This window comes from Acidisoma sp. (assembly GCF_035492295.1).
GTDB lineage: Bacteria > Pseudomonadota > Alphaproteobacteria > Acetobacterales > Acetobacteraceae > Acidisoma.
Genome location: NZ_DATJJK010000022.1, coordinates 13,851 through 30,808 on the forward strand (window position 1 = coordinate 13,851; position 16,958 = coordinate 30,808).

The 16,958-nt window shown below is 65.1% G+C and carries 15 protein-coding genes; 9 read left to right on the forward strand and 6 right to left on the reverse strand.

Annotated features, from left to right (window positions below; translation table 11 throughout):
- Window positions 1-4 precede the first annotated feature (4 nt).
- Window positions 5-1,084 carry a LacI family DNA-binding transcriptional regulator gene (locus tag VL752_RS01840; RefSeq protein WP_325352026.1) on the reverse strand — a complete coding sequence of 360 codons (1,080 nt, stop codon included), beginning with the start codon at window positions 1,082-1,084 and terminating at the stop codon, window positions 5-7.
- A 207-nt stretch (window positions 1,085-1,291) separates the two neighbouring features.
- Between VL752_RS01840 and VL752_RS01845 the strand changes: the two genes are divergently transcribed.
- From VL752_RS01845 to VL752_RS01855, 3 genes are all read left to right on the forward strand, one after another.
- Window positions 1,292-1,579, forward strand: coding sequence for a hypothetical protein (locus VL752_RS01845; RefSeq protein ID WP_325352027.1), 288 nt, complete (start codon window positions 1,292-1,294; stop codon window positions 1,577-1,579).
- Between the two features lie 190 nt (window positions 1,580-1,769).
- Window positions 1,770-3,197, forward strand: coding sequence for an aspartate ammonia-lyase (locus tag VL752_RS01850; RefSeq protein WP_325352041.1), 1,428 nt, complete (start codon window positions 1,770-1,772; stop codon window positions 3,195-3,197).
- Window positions 3,194-4,756: an ArnT family glycosyltransferase gene (locus VL752_RS01855; RefSeq protein ID WP_325352028.1), complete on the forward strand. Its 1,563-nt coding sequence runs from the start codon at window positions 3,194-3,196 to the stop codon at window positions 4,754-4,756. The genes VL752_RS01850 and VL752_RS01855 overlap by 4 nt, the downstream gene beginning before the upstream one ends.
- On the opposite strand, the gene mdoH is transcribed toward VL752_RS01855, so the two are convergent.
- The 4 genes from mdoH to VL752_RS01875 all read right to left on the reverse strand — a co-directional run bounded on the left by mdoH (window position 4,720) and on the right by VL752_RS01875 (window position 10,254).
- A complete protein-coding gene (mdoH, locus tag VL752_RS01860; RefSeq protein ID WP_325352029.1) occupies window positions 4,720-6,888 on the reverse strand; it encodes a glucans biosynthesis glucosyltransferase MdoH in 2,169 nt (722 codons plus the stop codon). The genes VL752_RS01855 and mdoH overlap by 37 nt on opposite strands.
- A complete protein-coding gene (locus VL752_RS01865) occupies window positions 6,876-8,438 on the reverse strand; it encodes a glucan biosynthesis protein (RefSeq protein ID WP_325352042.1) in 1,563 nt (520 codons plus the stop codon). The genes mdoH and VL752_RS01865 overlap by 13 nt, the downstream gene beginning before the upstream one ends.
- Before the next feature lie 261 nt (window positions 8,439-8,699).
- Window positions 8,700-9,122 carry a MerR family transcriptional regulator gene (locus VL752_RS01870; protein ID WP_325352030.1) on the reverse strand — a complete coding sequence of 141 codons (423 nt, stop codon included), beginning with the start codon at window positions 9,120-9,122 and terminating at the stop codon, window positions 8,700-8,702.
- A gap of 538 nt (window positions 9,123-9,660) precedes the next feature.
- Window positions 9,661-10,254 (reverse strand): hypothetical protein, encoded by a 594-nt coding sequence (locus VL752_RS01875; protein WP_325352031.1) that lies wholly within the window; start codon window positions 10,252-10,254, stop codon window positions 9,661-9,663.
- 178 nt (window positions 10,255-10,432) lie between these two features.
- On the opposite strand from VL752_RS01875, the gene VL752_RS01880 reads away from it, so the two are divergent.
- The 6 genes from VL752_RS01880 (at window position 10,433) to VL752_RS01905 (ending at window position 16,765) form a co-directional block, all read left to right on the forward strand.
- Window positions 10,433-11,167, forward strand: coding sequence for a 2-keto-4-pentenoate hydratase (locus VL752_RS01880; protein WP_325352032.1), 735 nt, complete (start codon window positions 10,433-10,435; stop codon window positions 11,165-11,167).
- A gap of 61 nt (window positions 11,168-11,228) precedes the next feature.
- The gene (locus tag VL752_RS01885; RefSeq protein WP_325352033.1) at window positions 11,229-12,110 is read left to right on the forward strand and encodes an aldo/keto reductase; all 882 of its coding nucleotides are present in this window, start codon (window positions 11,229-11,231) and stop codon (window positions 12,108-12,110) included.
- Window positions 12,111-12,213: 103 nt separating this feature from the next.
- Window positions 12,214-13,725 (forward strand): MmgE/PrpD family protein, encoded by a 1,512-nt coding sequence (locus VL752_RS01890; RefSeq protein WP_325352034.1) that lies wholly within the window; start codon window positions 12,214-12,216, stop codon window positions 13,723-13,725.
- Between the two features lie 21 nt (window positions 13,726-13,746).
- On the forward strand, window positions 13,747-14,901 hold the full coding sequence (gene prpC, locus VL752_RS01895) for a bifunctional 2-methylcitrate synthase/citrate synthase (RefSeq protein ID WP_325352035.1): 1,155 nt from the start codon (window positions 13,747-13,749) through the stop codon (window positions 14,899-14,901).
- Complete coding sequence (gene prpB, locus VL752_RS01900; protein WP_325352036.1) at window positions 14,898-15,818, forward strand: methylisocitrate lyase; 921 nt, start codon at window positions 14,898-14,900, stop codon at window positions 15,816-15,818. The genes prpC and prpB overlap by 4 nt, the downstream gene beginning before the upstream one ends.
- Entirely contained in the window at window positions 15,815-16,765 is a 951-nt protein-coding gene (locus VL752_RS01905) for an acyl-CoA thioester hydrolase/BAAT C-terminal domain-containing protein (RefSeq protein WP_325352037.1), read from the forward strand. The genes prpB and VL752_RS01905 overlap by 4 nt, the downstream gene beginning before the upstream one ends.
- A 4-nt stretch (window positions 16,766-16,769) precedes the next feature.
- Here the strand turns inward: VL752_RS01905 and VL752_RS01910 are convergent.
- Window positions 16,770-16,958 (reverse strand): nucleotide-binding domain containing protein (locus VL752_RS01910; RefSeq protein WP_325352038.1); only part of this gene is annotated, 189 nt, incomplete at its 5' end.

A 16,958-nucleotide genomic window follows, 5' to 3' on the forward strand; every position in this document is an offset into this window, starting at 1 on the left:
ATTGTTATGAAGAGGCAGCGACCGGTCGGAGTTCCTCTTGCAGGGCGACGAGCGGCCGCTGGGTCGATTCCCGCACGGCGAGCGTGCAGGGCAGGCAGAGGTGGCGCGGTGCCGCGAGGGGGGCGACGAGGCGCGCCTGCAGCAGCCGCCAGGCGGCATCCGCCATGGCGGCGACGGGCTGAGCGATGGCGCTGAGATAGGGACGGAGCACGGTCATCCAGTCGGAATCGTCGAAGGCAAGGAGCGAAATATCGCCCGGGAAATCGAGATCCATGGCGCGGATGGCCTTCATGGCACCGAGCGTCCCCACGTAATTGGCGGCGAAGATGGCGCTGGGGCGATCGGCCCGCAACAAGGCCTGCTCGATCGCGGCACGGCAGGTCTCTACATCGAAGCCGCCGACGATGATGCGCGCCCGACCCTCCATCCCGACGGTGGCGAGTCCCGCCTGGTAACCGGCGATCCGCTCTCGCATATTGGCGAGCGTGGGTGAGGTCACGACGAGGGCGATGTCGCGATGGCCGAGCGCGATGAGGTGCCGGCAACCCTGGCGGGCGGCTTCGGCATTGTCGGCAGTGACACCGTCGAAACGCGGATTGTCCGCGCCACGATCCATGAGCACGGTAGGCGGCAGTCGGCTGCCACTTTCCCGCAGCGCCGGAATCTCGTCCCGCGCGGGCGCAATGATAAGCCCGTCCACCTGGCGGGAGAGCAGGGTCTGCAGCCGCGCGCCTTCGCGTGCCTCGTCCTCATGCGAGCCGACCAGAATGATGTCGTAACCGTCCTCGGCCGCCAGATCCTCGAGGCGGTGGACAAGGGCTGCGAAGAAGGGATTGGTGAGATCCGGCACCATGACGCCCACCGTCTGGGATCGGGCGCGGCGCAGGCTGGCGGCAAGATGGTTCGGTCGGTAGCCGGTCGCTTCAATGGCGGCGGCGACACGCGCCCGAAGTTCGGGCGTTACTGCCCGGCGCCCACTGAGCACATTGGAGACGGTGGCGGTCGCGACCCCCGCACGCTCCGCCACATCCCGCATGGTCGGGTTCTGCGGATCTAAAAATCGATTTTCATCATCCTGTCGCATGATCAGGATAACCGAGCTGCGGGCGGCCGGTTCATTGCAGCGCTTCCTTGCGCCTGTTCTTTTCCAGATGGGCAGCATGAACGTAAATCGATTTAAAAACAACAGAGGGGTGCGAAAAAGAACCCCTCTCTTGGCAAGAGCCGGGAAATGGCCAGCTATCGTCGGCCGGGTACCAAGACCCCGCTTTCTGGAGAGCGAGACCGAGCCATGGATTCCGCAATCAATTTCATCGTCACGCTGCTTCTGCGTCTGGTCGGCGCCGTCATGGCAGTGATCGGCATTGTGGAGCACGGGCTGCGGCAGCTGTTGGAGCAGGCGGGTGTGCATGGCGAGCTCCAATCCGCCATTCTCGTCGTCGCCGCGATCCTGGTGATCGTTGCCGCCCTCCGGCTTCTGGGCGGGGTCTTCGGCTTCCTGCTCACCATCCTGCTTCTGCTCATGATCCTGAACGTTCTCATGCCCGGCCTCCACCTGCCGAGCACTGCCCACATCTGAGGGGGACATCGGACGGCGCCTGGGCAGCAGCACAGATTGCCAGCGCCCGCGATATCGCCCTTTATCCTCGTCCAGGAACGACGAGCAGGAAACGGGCGACAGATTCATGACCATGGATGCTGGCCAGGAGCCGGAGAGGGAGTCGCTGCAGCTCGCCACGACACGGAGTGTGCCGCTCCAAGGCGTGCAGATGCGTCGGGAGCACGACCTTCTGGGAGAGGTCGACATTCCGGCCGCGGCCTATTGGGGCGTTCATTCCCTGCGCGCCGTCGAGAACTTCCCGATTTCCGGCGTGCCCATCGGCCATTTCCCCGATCTCGTGCGCGCCCTCGCCATGGTGAAGATGGCGGCGGCGCGCGCCAACCGAATCCTGGGCGCGCTGTCGGCCGAGAAAGCCGCCATGATCGAGGCTGCTTGCCAGGCGCTCCTCGCGGATACCACCTATCACGGCCAGTTCGTGGTCGATGCCGTGCAGGGCGGGGCCGGCACCTCCACCAACATGAATGCGAACGAGGTCATCGCCAATCTCGCCCTCGTCCTCGCGGGGCAGGAGCGCGGCCGCTACGACCTGCTGCACCCGAATGACGACGTCAACATGGCGCAGTCCACCAATGACGCGTACCCCACGGCGCTGCGCGTCGCCGTGCTCGAAGGCGTCAAGCCTTTGCAGCGAGCGCTGCGCGAACTCTCCCTGGCGCTGAAGGAGAAGGGCGCCGAATTCGCCGATGTGCTGAAGATGGGCCGCACGCAGCTGCAGGACGCCGTGCCCATGACGCTGGGCCAGGAGTTCGACGGCTTCCATGCGACGGTGAAGGAGGACGTGCAGCGCCTTTCCGAGGTCGCGTCGCTCTTTCATGAGGTCAATCTGGGAGCGACCGCCATCGGCACCGGCATCAATGCCGATCCGCGCTATGCACCGCTGGTGGTGGAGGAACTGGCCGCCATCACCGGCCACCCATTGTCGCTTGCCCCCAATCTGATCGAGGCGACCTCGGACATGGGCGCCTTCGTGCTCTTCTCCGGCGTGCTCAAACGGGTAGCCGTCAAGCTTTCCAAGATTTGCAACGATCTGCGCCTGCTCTCCAGCGGCCCGCGCACGGGGTTTGGAGAGATCAACCTGCCTGCCCGCCAGGCCGGCTCCTCCATCATGCCGGGCAAGGTCAATCCGGTGATTCCGGAAGTGGTGAGCCAGGTGGCCTATCTCGTCATCGGCCACGACCTCACCATTACCATGTGCGCTGAGGGCGGCCAGCTGCAGCTCAACGCCTTCGAGCCGACCATCGCCTATTGCGTCATGACCAGCTTGCGCATGCTGACGGCGGCGATCGACAGCCTGACGCTGCGCTGCATCCGCGGCATCACCGCTAATCGCGAACACTGCCTCGCCCTCGTCAATCACTCCATCGGCCTTGTCACGGCGCTCGGCCCGAGCCTCGGCTACGAGGCGACTTCGCGCATTGCCAGGCGCGCCTTGGCGGAAGGGCGCGGCGTGCGGGAGATTGTGCTCGAGGAAGGGCTGCTGGACGAAAAGACGCTGGACGAGCTTCTGCGCATCGAGGCGATGACACGGCCTTCCCGCGTCGTCACCGCCCGCGCCGCGACCTTGCCCAAGGCATGAGTGCGGCAACAGCGGCGGCGTCGGGACAGGAAGGCCGATCGCTCCTGCCCTGGATCGTGGCGGCTGGCCTTTGCCTGCTCGCCGTTTTCAGCCGCGCGCCCTCTTTCGCGATGAGCGTCGTCGATTGGGACGAGAGCCTCTATTTCATCATGGCCGAGCAATGGCGGGCCGGGCATCTGCCCTATACCGCCGTCTGGGACAACAAGCCGATCGGCATCTACACGATCTTCGCGGCGTTTCAATCGATCTTCGGGGACCGCATCTTTTCGATGCGCCTCGCGGCTTTGCTGGCTGTCGCGGGAACCGCTCTATTGATCTGGCGGATTGCGCGGCAGCTGCTCAGGGACCGGCCACCGGTGCTCGCCGAGCTTTGTGCGGGCGCGGCCGGCGCGCTGTTCATCCTGACCAGCATTCCGGATGACGGCATTGCCGCTAATACCGAGATTTTCATGGAGGCGTTCACCTGCCTCGGCCTGCTCTGGGCGTTGACGCCCGTGGGGCGGATCGGGGCGATGCGGGCGGTCGGGATCGGCTTCGCCCTCGGCCTCGCCTTCATGATCAAATACGTCGCCGTCTTCGATATGTTCGCGGTCTTCGCCGTGATGCTGCTGCGGCCGGAGCGGCTCGGCCGCGGGCTCGCCGCACTGGGTGCGGTGATCCGCCAGGGTCTGCTCTTCAGCCTCGGCGCGCTCATCCCATTTCTCGCGGCAGCAGCACTTTACGCTGCCTCGGGCGCCTTTCCGGTCTTTGTCCGGGCGAGCCTGCTGTCGAATCTCCGCCGTGTTGATGTGCCGGTCTCGGGTGAAGGCGTCCTCGGTGCCTATGATCACCAGATCGCCCTTTTTCCCCTGCTGTATGCTGGGCTCGTCTGGCTGGTGGTGGAGGGGATACGGGGGAAACCCTGCCGCCGGCTGATGTTGTTCTGGGTGGTGACGAGCGCGCTGGGTGTCGCCTCCGGCGGCCTCTATTTCAGCCACTACTTTCTGCAGATCCTGCCCGTGCTCTGCGTGGCGGCGGGGCTGCTGCTGGCGGCCGCCGTGTCGCTGCGGCCGGCGCTGCCGCGCGTGGGCCTGCTGGTCCTGGCACTGCTCAGCCTGTGGCCGCTGGCGCAGGCGATCGGACCCGATCTCGGCCGTATGATCGCGGTTGCCGGCCGTCCGCCGGTGCCGGGTTTTGGCCTCCTGCGCGATACGCCGGCGCGGGTCGCGGCCGATCTCCGCCCCGAACTCGTCGCCGCACCGGGAGAGACGATCTATGTCTTCGACGGCGAGCCGGTGCTCTACAGCCTGACCCATGCCCGGCTGCCGACGCGCTACGTTTTCCCCTCCTTCCTGCAGTCCCGCCTGCTCGCGCATATGATCGGGATCGACCCGATGGCCGTGCTGGATGGCATCATGGCCGAGCGGCCGCTTTTCGTGATCCGCCGCACCAATCCGGACGACGGCAACGCGGCCACGCGCAATCTCGACGTCTATGCCCGCATGCAGGCGGATTTGACCGCTGGTTACACCGTGTGGCGGCGCTACGACACGATGGTGGTCTGGCGCCGCAAGTCCTGATCGCTCGCGGCGAGCGCCATCAGGCGGTCGAGGCCTTCTGCCGAGGCGAGGACGGCGGCTTTTTCCTGGCGGCTGAGCTGGTCGATGGCCGCGCGCAGGGTCTCGGCCTCCGCGATCCTCGTGAGGCCGATGAGGAGCGGCACGTCGATCGGATCTTGTCCCGGGCGGCGGGGTGCGGGCAGCATCGCACGATGGGCAGCCAGCAGCGCCGGATTGCCGGCGAGACGGGACACGGCCTCCTCGGGCGCGCCACCGTTGGTCGCGGCCCGGAGAAGCGCCGCCCGGTGCATGACCGGGGTTGGGTTCGTCTCCTCCACGATGCGTAGCAGGCCAAGCCGCTGCAGTCCGAGACCGAGCCGCGCGCTTGACGTCATCACGACGAGGGGCACAGCGAGAAGGAGGCCCAGGAGTACCGGCGTCATCCAGAGGAAGAGGGCGGGCGAGACCGCATAGGCGGCGATGGCGAGCAGGAGGCCGAAGGCCGTGAAGCGGCCATATTGCCGCCAGACGAGACGCAGCGGCACGGCATCGCCATCGCGCCGCTGGGCGTTCCAGCCGGAGTCGCGGCCGGCGAGGATCTGCATCACCCCCTCGGTCTGGATGAGCATGGCGACGGGGGCGACGAGCCCGCCGAGCAGGGTTTCGAGGATCATGCTGCAGAAGGCGCGCAGCGCGCCGCCGCAGCCCCGGCGCAACCCCGGGTTCAGCAGCAGCAGCAGATAGGCAAAGAGCTTCGGCGCCAGCAACACGGCCATGGTGCCGAGAAACACCCATTTCGCGCGGATCGGATCGACCTGCGGCCAGTTCGGAAAGAGCGACTTCGTATTGCCGAAGTAATGCGGCTGCACGAAATGGGCCTGCAAGGCAATGAGCACGCCGGCAAGTAGGAAGCACAGCCAGAGCGGGGCGGTGATATAGCTGCCGATGCCCATCAGCAGATGCAGGCGGCTCACCCAATGCAGGCCGCGTGCGGGAAGCACCCCGGCATGCTGCAGATTGCCCTGGGCCCAGCGCCGGTCGCGGATGGCAACATCGGTGAGCGAGGGCGGGCTTTCCTCGAAACTGCCGCCGAGGGCGGGGACCATATGAATGGCCCAGCCGCCGCGGCGCATCAGCGCCGCTTCCACAAAATCATGGCTGAGGATGGCGCCGCCGATAGGCTTTCTTCCGTGCAAATGCGGCAGCCCGGCCTGTTCGGCGAAGGCGGCCGTGCGGATCACGGCGTTATGGCCCCAGTAATTGCCTTCGGAGCCGTGCCACCAGGCGATGCCCTGCGCGATCAGCGGACCGTAAACCCGGCCGGCGAACTGCTGCATGCGCGCGAAGAGGGAACTGCCATTGACGATGACCGGCAGCGTCTGGATGAGGCCGACACCGGGATGCCGCTCCATCGCGGCCACAAGGCGGACCAGGGTATCGCCTTCCATCAGGCTGTCCGCGTCGAGCGTCACCATCTGGGGGTAGGCCGCACCGAAACGACGTACCCATTCGGCAATATTGCCCGCCTTGCGTTCGGTGTTCTTCGCGCGCCGCCGGTAATAAAGGCCGCCGGTCTCGGTCCCCGCTTCGGCACGAAGCGCTAGGAAGGCCGCCTCCTCCGCGATCCAGACATCCGGATCCGTCGTATCGCTGAGAATGAAGATGTCGAACCGCGCACCTTCACCGGTGGCGGCGAGAGAGGCGTGCATGGCGCGGAGCCCCGCCATCACCCGCTCCGGCTCCTCGTTATAGGTCGGCATAAGGAGGGCAGTCCGGCTGCGCAGAGCAGGCAGAGGGCCCGCGCGCGTGATGCCGAGGCCCAAGCCCCCGCCCGACAGGGACGCGAAGGCGCCGCCCAGCGCGCTCATGAAGGAAAGCGCGATCCAGGCGAAGAGCAGCAGGAAGAGCAGCAGCACGAGAATGCCGAGAACGCTCGGCCCGTTGCCGTTGAAGACGAAATACATCTGCTCGCCGCCAAGGGCCGTGAGCAGCACCGCCCCGCCGATGACGAAGAGGCGGCGAAAGACGAGAAAGCGCGGCGCGGTCGCGGGCCGCGCACCACGCGCGGGGGCGTGCTCCAACGCCTGCACCGGCATGGCAAGGGGCGCCTCCGGCGGCAGCGCCGGGCCGTCGACCGCGCTTACGGCGTCCATCGGTAGAGCCAGGTCTCGGAGACCGGGGTCTGGTCGTTCATCAGCACGCCGCTGAGTTCGATCAGCTTGGCGTTGCCGGTCTGCAGCGTGAACATGATGCGCCAGCCGCCCGTCGCGGGGTTCGGCTCCACCACCACATCTATGATCTTGCCGTCGCTCGCATGCAGTTGCGCATGCATCCTGGCATCGGCGGGCAGGTTTCTCACGCCCTCACCCACGATGTCGAGCACGACTTCGAGCCCCTGGTGATCGTCGGAATTGCCGATTCGGGTATCGACGATGCGGCCGAGTTTGGTGGGCCAGGGGCAATCCCAACCCCAATGCATGCGATAGGTGAAATTGTATTCGCCGTGGGCCGCGAGCTTGTCCTTCGGCCGCCAGAAACTCACGATATTGTCGTTGACCTCGTTGGGCGACGGAATCTCGACGAGATCGACATTGCCCTGTCCCCAGTCGCCAATGGGCTCGATCCAAAGGCTCGGCCGCTTCTCGTATTGCAGCGCCACGTCCTGATAATCGAAGAAGCTGCGCTTGCGTTGCATGAGGCCGAAGCCATGCGGATTGGTATCCGCAAAGGCGCTCAGTTGGAGTTGGGCCGGATCGTTGAGCGGCCGCCATATCTGCGTGCCTGTGCCGGTCCACATCTGCAGCCCCTCGGAATCATGGGCCGCCGGCCGCCAGTCATTCACTTTGTTGCGATTGTTCGCATCGAAATAAAACATGCCGGTGAGCGTGGCGATGCCCGGTTCGGTGATGTCGACGCGCGGGAAGAACGCGCTTTCGACATCGAAGACCGTCTCCTGCCCTGGCGTGATGGTGAACTTGAAGGCGCCGGTCACGCTCTGGCTGTCGAGCAGAGCATAGAGGACGAGGGAGGATTGGCCCGGCTGCGGCCGTTCGAGCCAGAAGGCGCTGAAGCGGGCGAATTCCTCGCCCTTGGGATTGCCCGTGCCGATGGCGAGCCCGCGGGCCGAGAGGCCATAGATCTGGCCCTTCGCGACCGCGCGAAAATAGCTGGCGCCGAGGAAGACGCAGAATTCGTCGAAAACATCAGGCTTATTGATCGGGTTCAGAATACGCAGCCCCGAGAAGCCCAGATTGTCCGGCACGCGGAGCTTGGGGTTGGCGTAATCGAAGAGGTCCGGGCTGTAGGGCACAGGTGTGGCTTTGCCATCCGCCACTTCGAACATGTCGACCCGCGCTTCGTAGAGAAAGCCGCGGGGAAAAAACTGCACCTGAAAGGGCAGCTTCTGATCATGCCAAAGGGCCTGGTCGCGCTTGTAGGTGATGCCGCGGAAATCGTCGTAATTCAAATGGGCGACCGCCCCCGGCAGCTTCGTGTCCGGGGCCTGGAAGGGCTCTGTCGCCATTTTCTGCGCGAGCTTGCGGACGGTGGAGCCGTCGAAGGGGCCGGGTGCCGGCTTCGCATGCGGCGCAGTGGCGGCATGGGCCAGACGACTGCCCATGGCTGACAGCAAGGCGAGGCCGGAGAGCCCGGCGCCTCTGTGAAGCAGATCCCGACGCAGCAAGAGACGTCCTTTCGCAGTCATGTCTTCGGGAGGCAGCGTGCCGCCTCCTTGGCTCAGCACAGGTAGGGTCGCCTTGCTGCATGGCAACACTGAGGTGGAGAAAAGCCGGTGGTGTGGTGCAGGCGCCAGATGTCATGCCCTGGGCGTCACGCCCGGCGCCATGGCCCGACGCCTCGGCGGGAGCGTGAGGCGACCCGTGAGTGACGCTCTAAGCTATTGATAAGGATCCTGTTCGCGGCTCGGATGAACCGCTCCTGCGGGTCGATCAGACCCGATCAGACCCTAGTGGCAGTCCTGGGGGAGCCGGCGCGTCTCGTGGGCATCGGCGAGCTCATCGATGATGGGGCAACCAGGCCGGTCGCTGGTTTCGCATTGCCGTGCGAGATGCCGCAGGGCCGAGCTCATTTCCGCGATCTCCACCGCCTTGGCTTCCAATGCCGCAGCATGAGACAGCGCGAGAGACTGCACTTCTGCCTTCGAGCGGTCCTCATCCCGCCACAGGGCGAGCAGATCGCGCATCTGATTGACCGAAAAGCCGAGATTGCGGGCGCGCCGCAGGAAGCGGAGGGTCTGCACGTCGGCCTCGTCGTAGCGCCGGTAGCCGGCTGCAGTGCGGTTGGCGGGTCTGATCAGTGAAACGCTCTCGTAATAGCGGATCATCTTGGCCGAGACGCCTGACGCGGTCGATGCTTCGCCTATGTTCATCGTTCGGGCAGCCATTCTTCAGTCTGGATTACAGGATCTTGTTCCGTCGCTTTGCCCATGCTTCGCGAAAGTTGACGGAAACTTGATACTAACTACCGATGCTTTTGTGGTCAATAACTCTACGAACCAAGTGGCGAATTGATCTGCGAACGATCCGCATTTTCAGCAGCCATTATATTCAACGAATGTCACGTCTCATCCATCATTTCAGATCATCATTGAAAGGAATTTGCGTGCAGCACCGCAATACATGGGTGCTGGATGGGGGCCGATGACGCGATTTGCGCGCCAGCGGATGGACAGGACTACCGCGAAGACAAAAAAGAAGGTCCCGGCGTTGCCACCGGGACCTTCTTCATTGTTGACGGCCGCTGGGGCCGGACCACTCTCAGACCTGCGCGGGGATTCCACCGGCGGTCATCCAGGTCGCGGCATCCCGCGGCATCACACAATGAGACACTGGATCACCTCCTTTCAGTTGTTGACGATGGACGCAGACTGACATCCGCGCCGTAGCCTTCGCAAGGAAATTCGCGCCTCAGAACTGCACCGACATGGCGGCGACCAGATTGTTGCCGGAAATTGGGCTGTCGATGCTGTAGGCCAAGCCCTGCTCGGTCAGGCTCGCTTCCACCTGCAGGCGTTTCCTCTGCAGCAGCCGGTAGCGGAGCGAGAGATCGACCGTGTATTCCCCGGTGCGGCTCGTGGGCGGCGGCTGCAGCGCCGGATCGGGGCTGACGGAAATGGGCAGGCCCGCCGTTTCGGTATGACAGCCGATGATGCCGTGCTGAACGTTCACCTGCGAGCCGGTCATCACCGCCGCGCTGATGCCGACGCCGGCCCGCAGGCAAAGCGCCGGGTCCAACGGTGTCTGCGTCTGGTCGCCAATCGGCGCGCGACGCTTGGCGGCCTCCGCAGCCGTGAAGAAGGGAACGCCAGCCTCGGCGGAGAGAGACGCCAGCATGGCATCGGACCCGGCACTGGCGGCACCCTGTGCTTGGTAGGTCCTGGTTGCATGCAAGACGAGTCGCTGCGGCGCGGTTTGTGCCAGCGCGACCGTCGTGCTGGCACCGAGCAGGCCGAGAGCGACGGCGAGACGGATGAGGGCGGGTGTCAATTGGGGCAAAAACATGGGGGTCCGAACACAATTTAGCCTTATTCAGATCCGTCCTCTGCCTTCGTGAGTGGCCGTGAGGCAATTCCTAAATCGCGATTTCGTGTGCAGCTGCGGAACGGATTTCAGAAGTATCTGAAATCATTGATGTAATTTTTATAAACTTTTGTTGCAGTGCAGTATGATGGAGGCAAGCATGACCCTGACCGAACAGCTCCTGGCGGCGAGAAAAAAGGGCGATCCGCTGCCTCTCTCCGCAATCGAACGGCCCGCCACCAACGCCGAAGGCTATGTCGTTCAACGGGAGATCAGCCGGGCGCTGGGAGCGATTGGGGGCTGGAAGGTCGGGGCGGCCGGGCCTGACGCCCCTGTCTCCGGGGCGCCGTTGCCGGCTTCCGGCATCCTGCTCTCGGGTGCCGTACTCGGGCCTGAGTTTACGGACCGGTTGATCGAATCGGAGATCGCCTTCCGCCTGGGGCGGGATCTGCCGCCGCGGCCCACGCCCTATGCGCGCGAGGAGATTCTGGCCGCCATCGGCAGCTGCCATCCCGTCATCGAAGTCGTGCAATGGCGCGTGGAGGGCTTTCCGGATATTCCAGACGCCCTGAAACTCGCCGACGGCATCGGCCATGGCGCGCTGATCGTGGGTGAGGCGATCGAGAACTGGCAGGCGCTCGATTTCCCCGCGCTCAGTGTCACGCAGGAGATCGCAGACACGGAGCCCAAGCGTGGAATCGGCAATCCGGCCGGCGACATGATCCGGCTCATCGCCTGGCTCGCGGACGAGGGGGCGGTCTGGTCCGGTGGCCTCAAGGCCGGTCAGATCGTGACCTGCGGCTCCTGGACCGGCGCGCTGCCCGCCCCGGCAGGCGCCGCGGTGCAAGTGAGCTTCGCGGGCATCGCCCCGGTGACGGTGAGTTTCTCCGCCTGACCTTCACGCCTGCTGCTATCCTTCCCACCTCTTCGGGCATCAGGAGAGAAGGAGAATCAGAATGGCATCGGCAAACGCCCGTGACGCGGGCCAATTCACCATCGGCGGCGATCTCGTCGTGAATCGCCTTGGCTTCGGCGCCATGCGCATCACCGGCCGCGGCATCTGGGGCGAGCCCCCCGATGTCGCGGAGGCCAAGCGCACCCTGGCGTTGGTGCCGGAACTCGGCATTGATCTCATCGACACGGCGGACAGCTACGGCCCCTTCGTGAGCGAGGATTTCATTGCCGAGGTTCTGGCTCCCTACAAAGGTCTCACCATCGCGACCAAGGGCGGCCTCACCCGGCACGGGCCGGATATCTGGATGCCCGTAGGCCGACCGGAATATCTGCGGCAATGCGTACTCATGAGCTTGCGCCGCCTCGGCGTGGAGCGGATAGACCTGTGGCAGCTTCACCGGGTGGACCCGAAAGTGCCGGCAGAGGATCAGTTCGGCGAGATCGCGGCGATGCAGAAAGAGGGGCTCATCCGCCATGCCGGCCTCTCCGAGGTCAGCGTCTCCGACATCACGATGGCGGAAGGCTACTTCCCGGTGGCGACGGTGCAGAACCGCTACAACCTCGTCGACCGCAAGAGCGAGGACGTGCTGGATTATTGCGAGAAGCACCGGATCGGCTTCATCCCCTGGGCGCCACTCGCCGCTGGCAGCCTGGCGAAGCCGGGCTCGGCGCTGAGCACGATCGCAGAGCGCCTCGGCACCGGCCCCGGCCAGGTCGCACTGGCCTGGGTGCTCAAACGTTCCCCCGTGATGCTGCCCATCCCGGGCACGGGTCACTCCGCGCATCTCAGGGAGAATGTGGAGGCTGCGGGCCTCGCCCTCAGTGACGAGGATTTTCGGGCGCTCGACGCGCAAGGTCGGGCGGAGTCCCAAAGGGCGACCTGACCGCGTTAACCCCGCCCATGGCGGGTTTGCGGGAAACGGGGTGGACAGCTCCGTTTCCCTTCGTCCTATCCTCACATAAAAGAACCAAGCGGAGGAATGGGGCATGATCGTCCATGATATTCGGGTCCACCCCGAGGCGGATCGGCTGGCCCGCGAGGATCAGCTCGCCTGGAAGATCGCCGAGGTCGCGGCCGATCCGGTCGAGGTCGAACCTGCCGTCTCCGAGATGATCGTCAATCGGGTGATCGACAATGCGGCCGTCGCGATCGCTGCCATCAACCGCCACCCGGTGACCTCGGCGCGCGCGCAGGCGCTGGCGCACCGACGGGAGGGCGGGGCGACGGTCTTTGGCCTCGGGCCGGACACCCGCGTCCATGCCGAATGGGCGGCCTGGGCCAACGGCACGGCCGTGCGTGAGCTTGATTTCCACGACACCTTCCTTGCCGCCGACTACAGCCATCCGGGGGACAATATCCCGGCCGTCCTCGCCGCTGCCCAGCAATGCGGCGCAGATGGTTCCGCGCTCATCCGCGGCATCGCGACGGGGTACGAAATTCAGGTCAATCTCGTCCGCGCCATCTGCCTGCACAAGCACAAGGTCGACCATGTCGCCCATCTGGGGCCATCGGCGGCCGCCGGCATCGGGACGCTCCTGGGCCTGCCCACGCCGGTGATCTATCAATCCGTTCAGCAGGCGCTGCATGTGACGACGGCGACGCGGCAGAGCCGCAAGGGCGAGATCAGTTCCTGGAAGGCTTTCGCGCCCGCCCATGCGGGCAAGCTGGCGGTGGAGGCGGTGGACCGCGCCATGCGCGGCGAGGGCGCGCCGAGCCCGATCTATGAAGGTGAGGACAGCGTGATCGCCTGGATGCTGGATGGGCCCGGTGCGCGATACGCTGTGCCGCTGCCGGCAAAGGGCGAACCGAAGCGCGCCATTCTCGACACCTATACCAAGGAACATTCGGCGGAATACCAGAGCCAGGCGTTGATCGATCTTGCCTTTCGCATGGGCAAGCGCGTGACGAATTTCGCCGATGTCGCCAGCATTCTCATCCATACCAGCCATCACACCCACTACGTGATCGGCACCGGATCGAAGGATCCGCAGAAATTCGACGCCCATGCCAGCCGCGAGACGCTTGACCACTCGATCATGTATATCGTGGCCGTCGCCCTGCAGGATGGCGAATGGCATCATGTCCGTTCCTATCTGCCGGAACGTGCCCAGCGGCCCGACACGGTGGAGCTATGGCGCAAGATTGCAACGATCGAGGATCCGGCGTGGACGCGCCGCTACCATGCGGAAGACCCGGCGGTGAAAGCCTTTGGCGGGCGGATCGAAATCGTCATGAAGGACGGGCGCGTGATCTCGGACGAGCTGGCCGTCGCCAATGCCCATAGCCTGGGCGCCACGCCATGGGCCCGTCCCGACTACGTCCGCAAGTTCCGCACGCTGACGGAGGGAATTCTGGACCAGGCGGAGGTCTCCCGCTTCCTGCAGGCCGCCGAAAACATCCCCCACCTCAGAACCCATGAGCTCGCTGAGCTGACCGTGGCTCTTCCGAAGGGGAAGTTGGAGCAGGCGAAGACCAAAGGCATCTTCGACCACAGCTAGTTCGACAAAGGACAGGGAAGAATGAGCGAAACAACGCCGCGCCCGAAGAAATCCGTCGCCCTTTCGGGCGTCGTTGCCGGCAATACGGCGCTCTGCACCGTCGGCCGTACGGGCAACGATCTTCATTACCGTGGTTACGACATTCTCGACATCGCGCCGCGCTGCGTTTTCGAGGAGATTGCCTTTCTTCTCATCCACGGCAGCTTGCCGACGGAGGCGGAGCTGCGCGGTTACCGCATGAAACTCCGCACGCTGCGCGGCCTGCCGGCGGCGCTGAAAACCGTGCTGGAAGCGATCCCGCCAGCGGCCCATCCGATGGACGTCATGCGCACGGGCGTGTCTTTCCTGGGCACCCTGCTGCCGGAGGCGCTGGGCCACGATGCCGAAGGCGCGCGGGAGATTGCCGATCGGCTGATCGCCTGTCTCGGCTCCATCCTTCTCTACTGGCATCACTTCGCCCTGCATGGCAGGCGCATCGAAACCGAGACGGAGGATGAAGGCATCGCCGGCCATTTCCTGCATCTGTTGCACGGCCATCCACCGTCAGAAAGCTGGATAAGGGCGATGGATACATCGCTCAATCTCTATGCCGAGCATGAATTCAATGCCTCGACCTTCGCGGCACGGATCGTGGCCGGCACCGGCTCCGATCTCTACAGCGCGATTGCCGCCGGTATCGGCGCGCTGCGCGGTCCGAAACATGGGGGTGCCAACGAATTCGCCTTCGAGGTGCAGAAGCGCTACGCGACGCCGGATGAGGCCGAAGCGGATATCCGCCGCCGTGTGGCGCTGCGCGAGGTCGTCATCGGATTCGGTCATCCGGTCTATACGGTTGCCGACCCCCGCAACACCGTCATCAAGAAGGTGGCTTCCGACCTGGCCGACGAGGTGAAGTCGCGCAAAATGTTCGACATCGCCGACCGGATCGAGACGGTGATGATGGACGAGAAGCGCATGTTCGCCAATCTCGACTGGTTTGCCGCGGTGAGCTATCACCTGATGGGTGTGCCGACGGCGATGTTCACGCCGCTCTTCGTCGTCGCGCGCACGGCCGGCTGGTCCGCGCATGTCATTGAACAGCGGCAGGACGGGCGCATCATCCGGCCATCCGCGACCTATACCGGACCGGAGGATCAGCCCTTCGTGCCGCTGGCCGAGCGAGGAGGGGCTGCATGACCTATCTGATCGGGGCCGATTGGCCGGAGGAACCGGCAGGGCTGCGCTTCCGCAACCTCCTCTCGGGGCCCCGAATCCTGGCACTTCCCGGCGCCCATAACGGCATGGCTGCCCTTCAGGCGAAGACGGCCGGCTTTTCGGCTCTCTATCTCTCGGGTGCTGCCATGACCGCGTCCATGGGCCTTCCCGATCTCGGCATGATAACGGTGGATGAAGTTGCTTTCTTCATCCGCCAGATTGTCCGCGCAAGCGGGTTGCCGCTTCTGGTGGACGGCGACACCGGCTACGGCGAGGCGCTCAACGTCATGCACATGGTGCGGAGCTTTGAGGAGGCGGGGGCGGCGGCGGTTCATCTCGAGGACCAGTTGCTACCCAAGAAGTGCGGTCATCTGAACGACAAGAGACTGGCAGACCCGCATGACATGGCAGCCAAGGTCGCGGCCGCAGCACGTGCCCGTCGCCATCTGTACATCATCGCCCGTACGGATGCGGCGGCGGCCGAGGGGATGGAGGGCGCGGTTGCGCGCGCAAGGCTTTATGTGGAAGCCGGGGCGGATGCGATCTTTCCGGAGGCATTGACGACACGCGCGATGTTCGAGGAATTTTCCCGCCGTATGCCAGGTGTTCCCTTGCTGGCGAATATGACAGAATTCGGCCGCACGCCCTTCTTCACGGCGGATGAATTCGCGGCGATGGGCTACCGGATGGTGATCTGGCCGGTCAGCAGCCTGCGTGTCGCGAACAAAGCTCAGGCGGAGCTTTATGCCGCCCTGGCGCGCGAGGGCAGCACGCAATCCATGCTGCCGCGCATGCAGACGCGGGCCGAACTCTATGAGACCATCGGCCTCGCGGATTACGAAGCCTTGGATGCCTCGATCGTGCGTACGGTTCTACCCAAGGCCGCCGACACCCCGTGATCGGGCGTGGCTTCATCAGCGCGGCGATCGCTCTGCTTGCGATCGGCGCCCACCAGTCTGCGCAGGCCGGAATCATCGAACGGAAGGTGACGGCCGACCATCTCGTTGGTCTTTACGTCCGCTCCGATGAGGCCCCGGGAAAATTGCCCGGTGTCATCGTGCTCGGCGGGTCGGAAGGGGGGCTGAACGCAGCCGTGACGGCGGAGGCGCGGGCGCTGGCGGCCGAGGGCTATGCCGCGCTGCAGCTCGGCTATTTCGGCACGGCCCAACTGCCGGAGACGCTGCAGCTCATACCCGTCGAGTATTTCGAGCGCGCTGTTGCCTGGTTGCAACATCAACCCGATGTCGATCCGCACCGGATCGCCATCATGGGCACGTCGGTCGGCGGAGAGGCGGCGCTCCTTGTTGCCGCGCATGATCCGGCAATCAATGCCGTCATCGCGGCCGTGCCCTCGGACATCGTCTGGCAGGGGATTGGCCCCTGGGGGGACCGGGACCCGGAATCGAGTTTTTCGATGGATGGGCGTCCGCTGCCTGATCTGCCCTATCGCGTGTCCGAAACCGGCACGGTTTTCGACCGTTATGCGGCTGGCCTGTCGGCCCGCGGTGCGCACCGCCAGGCGTTCATTCCCCTGATGAAGATTCAAGGGCCGGTGATGCTGGTCTGTGGCGGGCGGGACGTGGTCTGGCCCTCCTGCCGCATGGCGCGGGCGGCGGCGGCCCGGCTGCGCGCCGGTGGCTTTACGCATCCGGTGGTGCTGCTCGCCTTTCCCAAGGCAGGACATGCGGTTTTCGGGCCGCCATTTGCGGCGTCCGACCCGGCCTATGCCGGCCTCGGCGCGCTGGGCGGCACGGCGGCCGCCAACGACGCGGCGCGAAAGACGGCATGGCCCCGCGCGCTCGCCTTCCTCAAGGCTGCCTTTCATCCCTCTGCCGGCGGCTTCTGACCCGTCAGGCGAGCGCGTTCAGTGCGCGGGCGAAGAAGTCCGGTCCGCCGAAATTGCCGGATTTGAGGGCGATGCGCAGCCCGGCGTGATGGGTGCCGATGACGCCGAGCGCCGGCACGCCGGGGGCGATCTCGGCGCCGATGCGGAAGGCCTGCAGCCCGAGACGGTTGACGACGGAACCGGAGGTCTCGCC

What these genes read in the sequence shown, in the direction of transcription:
- VL752_RS01840 (WP_325352026.1), bottom strand. Translation starts at nt 1,084, where the DNA reads ATGCGACAGGATGATGAAAATCGATTTTTAGATCCGCAGAACCCGACC.
- VL752_RS01845 (WP_325352027.1), top strand. Translation starts at nt 1,292, where the DNA reads ATGGATTCCGCAATCAATTTCATCGTCACGCTGCTTCTGCGTCTGGTC.
- VL752_RS01850 (WP_325352041.1), top strand. Translation starts at nt 1,770, where the DNA reads ATGCGTCGGGAGCACGACCTTCTGGGAGAGGTCGACATTCCGGCCGCG.
- VL752_RS01855 (WP_325352028.1), top strand. Translation starts at nt 3,194, where the DNA reads ATGAGTGCGGCAACAGCGGCGGCGTCGGGACAGGAAGGCCGATCGCTC.
- mdoH (WP_325352029.1), bottom strand. Translation starts at nt 6,888, where the DNA reads ATGGACGCCGTAAGCGCGGTCGACGGCCCGGCGCTGCCGCCGGAGGCG.
- VL752_RS01865 (WP_325352042.1), bottom strand. Translation starts at nt 8,438, where the DNA reads ATGACTGCGAAAGGACGTCTCTTGCTGCGTCGGGATCTGCTTCACAGA.
- VL752_RS01870 (WP_325352030.1), bottom strand. Translation starts at nt 9,122, where the DNA reads ATGAACATAGGCGAAGCATCGACCGCGTCAGGCGTCTCGGCCAAGATG.
- VL752_RS01875 (WP_325352031.1), bottom strand. Translation starts at nt 10,254, where the DNA reads ATGTTTTTGCCCCAATTGACACCCGCCCTCATCCGTCTCGCCGTCGCT.
- VL752_RS01880 (WP_325352032.1), top strand. Translation starts at nt 10,433, where the DNA reads ATGACCCTGACCGAACAGCTCCTGGCGGCGAGAAAAAAGGGCGATCCG.
- VL752_RS01885 (WP_325352033.1), top strand. Translation starts at nt 11,229, where the DNA reads ATGGCATCGGCAAACGCCCGTGACGCGGGCCAATTCACCATCGGCGGC.
- VL752_RS01890 (WP_325352034.1), top strand. Translation starts at nt 12,214, where the DNA reads ATGATCGTCCATGATATTCGGGTCCACCCCGAGGCGGATCGGCTGGCC.
- prpC (WP_325352035.1), top strand. Translation starts at nt 13,747, where the DNA reads ATGAGCGAAACAACGCCGCGCCCGAAGAAATCCGTCGCCCTTTCGGGC.
- prpB (WP_325352036.1), top strand. Translation starts at nt 14,898, where the DNA reads ATGACCTATCTGATCGGGGCCGATTGGCCGGAGGAACCGGCAGGGCTG.